The organism is Pseudoalteromonas sp. AWM4_233 (genome assembly GCF_056158285.1).
In genome coordinates this window covers 1-3,896 of record NZ_JBSWSZ010000006.1, presented here as the reverse complement: position 1 = coordinate 3,896, position 3,896 = coordinate 1, and the positions used below count along the sequence as shown (strand labels likewise).

At 51.4% G+C, this 3,896-nt stretch carries 5 protein-coding genes; 1 reads left to right on the top strand and 4 read right to left on the bottom strand.

The annotated features are described in order from the left end of the window. Positions 1–89 precede the first annotated feature (89 nt). Positions 90–695 carry a hypothetical protein gene (locus tag ACXAC4_RS17985; protein WP_475164307.1) on the top strand — a complete coding sequence of 202 codons (606 nt, stop codon included), beginning with the start codon at positions 90–92 and terminating at the stop codon, positions 693–695. Positions 696–843: 148 nt separating this feature from the next. On the opposite strand, the gene ACXAC4_RS17980 is transcribed toward ACXAC4_RS17985, so the two are convergent. From ACXAC4_RS17980 to ACXAC4_RS17965, 4 genes are all read right to left on the bottom strand, one after another. Further along, positions 844–1,380, bottom strand: a complete 537-nt coding sequence (locus ACXAC4_RS17980; RefSeq protein WP_475164303.1) for a hypothetical protein — start codon at positions 1,378–1,380, stop codon at positions 844–846. A gap of 422 nt (positions 1,381–1,802) precedes the next feature. Beyond that, positions 1,803–2,147: a hypothetical protein gene (locus ACXAC4_RS17975; protein ID WP_475164298.1), complete on the bottom strand. Its 345-nt coding sequence runs from the start codon at positions 2,145–2,147 to the stop codon at positions 1,803–1,805. A 476-nt stretch (positions 2,148–2,623) separates the two neighbouring features. Next, on the bottom strand, positions 2,624–3,037 hold the full coding sequence (locus tag ACXAC4_RS17970) for a hypothetical protein (RefSeq protein ID WP_475164296.1): 414 nt from the start codon (positions 3,035–3,037) through the stop codon (positions 2,624–2,626). Between the two features lie 110 nt (positions 3,038–3,147). Further along, positions 3,148–3,669 carry a hypothetical protein gene (locus tag ACXAC4_RS17965; protein ID WP_475164294.1) on the bottom strand — a complete coding sequence of 174 codons (522 nt, stop codon included), beginning with the start codon at positions 3,667–3,669 and terminating at the stop codon, positions 3,148–3,150. Between the last annotated feature and the right edge of the window lie 227 nt (positions 3,670–3,896).

Here is a 3,896-nt window from a genome sequence, read left to right as displayed (position 1 = left end):
AAGGTTAACGACGGTTAGATTCACCTCTTACACAGCACCTCCTTACACCAAAAGAAATCAACGAAAGCGTTTCTAAAATGGTGGGTAATTTGTTAAAAATGAAACAACTCAACATTCAAGCGCTAGACGATAAGTTACAGCTTATTCTTGAAGAGCAAAAGTCTACATACGAAGGACAATATTTAACACCAGAGACTGTAGAACAGATTGACCTTTCAAAATTAGAGGCTGGTTTTAGTTTTGAACTTTACACGCCTGCAGTTCCGAGAAAACATGTATTGTATGAATTAAGAAATTTTGAAAATAACACGGCCAATTTTGTACTTCATACATTGGATCACTTTGGTGCTTTGGTCCAACAAAGATCACTTAAAGGTGAGACTCTTTTAACTTCAGAGTCTTTATTTAGGGGCGCTTCAAAAATTGACTACGCCCCTTTTGAATGTACTTTTCAGTTAGGGAAATGCAAGCATTCAAAAGTATATGGATACAGTGATAACCCTATACAAGAAAAGTTTGATATAGAGTATCAAGATGGCTATTGGATCAGGACAACCCAAACAAAAGAGCAAAGTGATAAGCAAGAGCTGTTTTTGCTTGACCAATATGGCTTTATTTTGGTGCACGCCATTAAGCACAATGGAAAGCTAAGTAACCTTTGGTTAAGACAGAATGAGTCAAAAGGTAATTCTTAGTAGGCATATGAATTGAACCAAAAGTGGGGGCATAATCTGCATTTTTTGAACCTCTAAAAGCCTAAAAATTGCCATACAAATAGCCTCGTTTTCGGGGCTTTTTTATTTGGATGTAGTCGAGTTTAAAAAAAACAATGGGTTCAGGTTTTTACGGCCTCGGTGCCAGCAAAAGGGCCACAGGCCCGCATGGCGGGCAATCGCCCGACCATAAGAGCCTGCGGAAAGTTCGACGGTGGGATGGTTCAGAACTGGGGCCATTGCTTCCGGATCGCCTCGTAGATGACCGCTGATAGCGCCAGGGCCGAATGAGTCCGGCTATCAGGTGGTCTACATCAAGGGTGAACACGGGGCGGCCCTTCTGGTCCTCCCACAGCTCGTTTCCGAAGTGCCAGAAGGTCATCACCCCCAGCCAGCAATAGAAGTCAGTGACTATCGCCATGACCTTCGACAGAAAGCGGTCTAAGGCCGGTCTGGCTATGACCCAGTTGGCTGGCTTCTTGGCAGGTTCTCTAAGCAATGCGAACACGCCATCGCCCAGATACGGGAATGCCAGGCCAAAGAAGAAGTGCCCGAGAAAATAGTGGCTCGTTCCGACAAGGCCCACTGTGTACTGAATCGAAAGCACCAGTAGGCTCGCCGCTGTGAAAATGACTGCAGAGACGCTGGTGGTGAAGGTTTTGCTCATACTGATAGTCCTCTGATTGATAGCTGAACCGGTATGGTTCCCTAATCAGACTGCTTACGGTGCGCTGTAATTTGGGAAAGCGGGCAATTAGCCCGCCATTGTCCGAAAAGTGTTAGATCGGGAGCAGATGCCCCCGAGGGCATACACGGTATTCTGCAAAATCCGCCAGCGTTGCCGGACGAAGTTGATCTGTCTCCGGATTGACGAAGACGGGGCCCTTAAACGGATCGTGACCGCCTTCTGAGGACAGGACCGGAAAGAACTTCCATGATGTTTGGTGAGACAACGAAACCGAGAGTGTGCTCGTTTAGGACGATATAGCTCTCTAGTGCCGGCGCCTGGGGTGTTTGTGTCTGATGTGTGGTCATGGTCGAAAACTCCGAAAAGAGGCTTTGGGGCCCTTCTGGGCCCCGCTGGATGGATTAAAACAGGGCCATCTGATGTTCTGCGGAGAAAACCTTGGCCGGTACGTGGGCCATTACAGTGCCGATAACCTTTTCCTCGGTGGCCGGCTGGCTCTTGGCCGCTTCCAGTGCTTCCATTTCAGCAGCGAACTCTTCCAGCTCTTCACGGCGGGCCTCTACGTAGCCGCGCCATGCCTGACGCCATGAACGGAAATCTTCATAAGCGCCTTCCCCGTTGGCGTATTCCAGAAAGTCCCGCTCAACGCTCTCAAGGCTCATGACGCCGAAGATGTCAGCCTCACGCTCGATCAGGGTCTTGAGGGTGGTCTTGTCGATGTTTGCGATGTCTTCGATTGAGAACATGGTCTTACTCCTGCCTGTCTTTGTTTGCCTAACCTGTAAATAATTTTAGCAGAGTACAGACACCTTGCAAGGTGTATATAGGTTTTATTATCCGCGGCGCAGCCGTGGCGTAGCCAACCGGCCTCAATGCACACCAAAGGGCCGCTTGCGCCCCGGCTGGCCGGGACGCCAGGCACAAAAAAGCCCGCAGAGCGGGCAAGGGCAGGACAATGGCAAAGGGTGCTGGGCAGGCCCGGTAGGCAGGTAGGCGGCAGGCGTGGGCCTGCCCAGCAATTCGGTAAATCTATAGCGGGTTAAAGCCCAATTTCAGAAATGACTTCTCCATCAATCAGCAACTTCAGAGTTTTGCTGTCCTCGTACAACGACCCACCGTCCATGCCGCCGCTGTAGTTTGTCTTGGTATCGAGATCCAGCGTCAGATTTTCCTTCAGGAATTAGATGATCTGCTCTTTCAGTTCTTCGTCCATATCGGGCTCTCACTCAGAGATGTTGGTAAGGAAGCGATTGTCGGGGCTGAAGCCAAGGCGCTCGTTCAGGCTGGGATCGACGGTCACTTCTCCGCTCTCAGGGAAAATAAACGTCGGATCCGCCAGCCATTGCTCCATGTCCTTAAGCAACTCTTCCAGAGAGTGCGCGTCGGATTCGAACTCATACAGCGCATGAGTAGCATTGAAGTCGGGCTGGTCGTGGCCGCGATTCCACTCGTGGGTCAGCAGCTCACCATCAAAGATGAAAAAGATCCCGTGACCAATGACGTTGGTAGTGCAGGGCTTGCCCTGGGCAAGTATCAGTCGATGAATCTGATTCCACGCTTTGGCGATCGCCTGGAACGCCGCGTTTTCGCGCTCGTCTCCACGGAATCTGATGTCTTCTTTCAAAAAACGCTGCATGGTAATTCTCCGTCTATCTGTTTCCCGGGCTCATCCGGGACGAATAGGGTGACCGGCTGGCGGTATTCAGGTTGGCAGGCAGGCGTGCCAGCCGGTCAAAACTGTTGAACTTAGTCGTAAACCTGTTGGCAGACCTTCTCGACAAGATCGAGATCAAACCAACCGTTGGAACGTACTCGCCCTTCCATATCAATCCAGAACCGGCCTTCGCCCTCGATCATCTTCAGGTAGTCGATGACCGTTGCCGGGCCGATGCCGCCGGAGTAGCCGACCAACTGGTCAGTGCCGGGTAGGGCAGGGATATCCTCTGGGAAACGGCCTTGGCCTCCGGAGCAATCGAACAGCTCGAAAAACGGCTGGCCAGTATTGAACGCCTTGCTCCTGGTCTGGAGGATCACGTCGTAATTCGAATCACTGGCGATCTTTGTCAGGTTCGGAGTCTGCGCCCGGCGCCCGTTAACCTGAACCCGATCGAACCGTCCAAGTTTGAACGGCTCCGGAAATGTTCCGCAGATCGTCAGGATGGAGGCGTAATCACCGCACAAGTGCGCAGATTTCTGGCCGGCAACATCTGTCAGCTCTGAAATCATCTGATTGCTCGGGAACCGGGCATCCCGGGCGTGCACTGACATCAGCACGCCCCATTCGAATGGGATACTGACTGGCCAGCTTGTCTGCACGGGTAAGGTCCGTGCGATCATCAATGCCGGTGAAGGTGATGAACTCTGGCTTAAGCATGCTCACCCCCAGATATCTGCCTGGCGACTTCGGCCACCTTGGTTAAATAGGGCCCTGCGATCTCCACAGTGTCCTTTCGCAGATCCCACTCGCAGGCATGCTTAGCCAGCACAGTCGCCAT

What these genes read in the sequence shown, in the direction of transcription:
- ACXAC4_RS17980 (WP_475164303.1), bottom strand. Translation starts at nt 1,380, where the DNA reads ATGAGCAAAACCTTCACCACCAGCGTCTCTGCAGTCATTTTCACAGCG.
- ACXAC4_RS17975 (WP_475164298.1), bottom strand. Translation starts at nt 2,147, where the DNA reads ATGTTCTCAATCGAAGACATCGCAAACATCGACAAGACCACCCTCAAG.
- ACXAC4_RS17970 (WP_475164296.1), bottom strand. Translation starts at nt 3,037, where the DNA reads ATGCAGCGTTTTTTGAAAGAAGACATCAGATTCCGTGGAGACGAGCGC.
- ACXAC4_RS17965 (WP_475164294.1), bottom strand. Translation starts at nt 3,669, where the DNA reads ATGTCAGTGCACGCCCGGGATGCCCGGTTCCCGAGCAATCAGATGATT.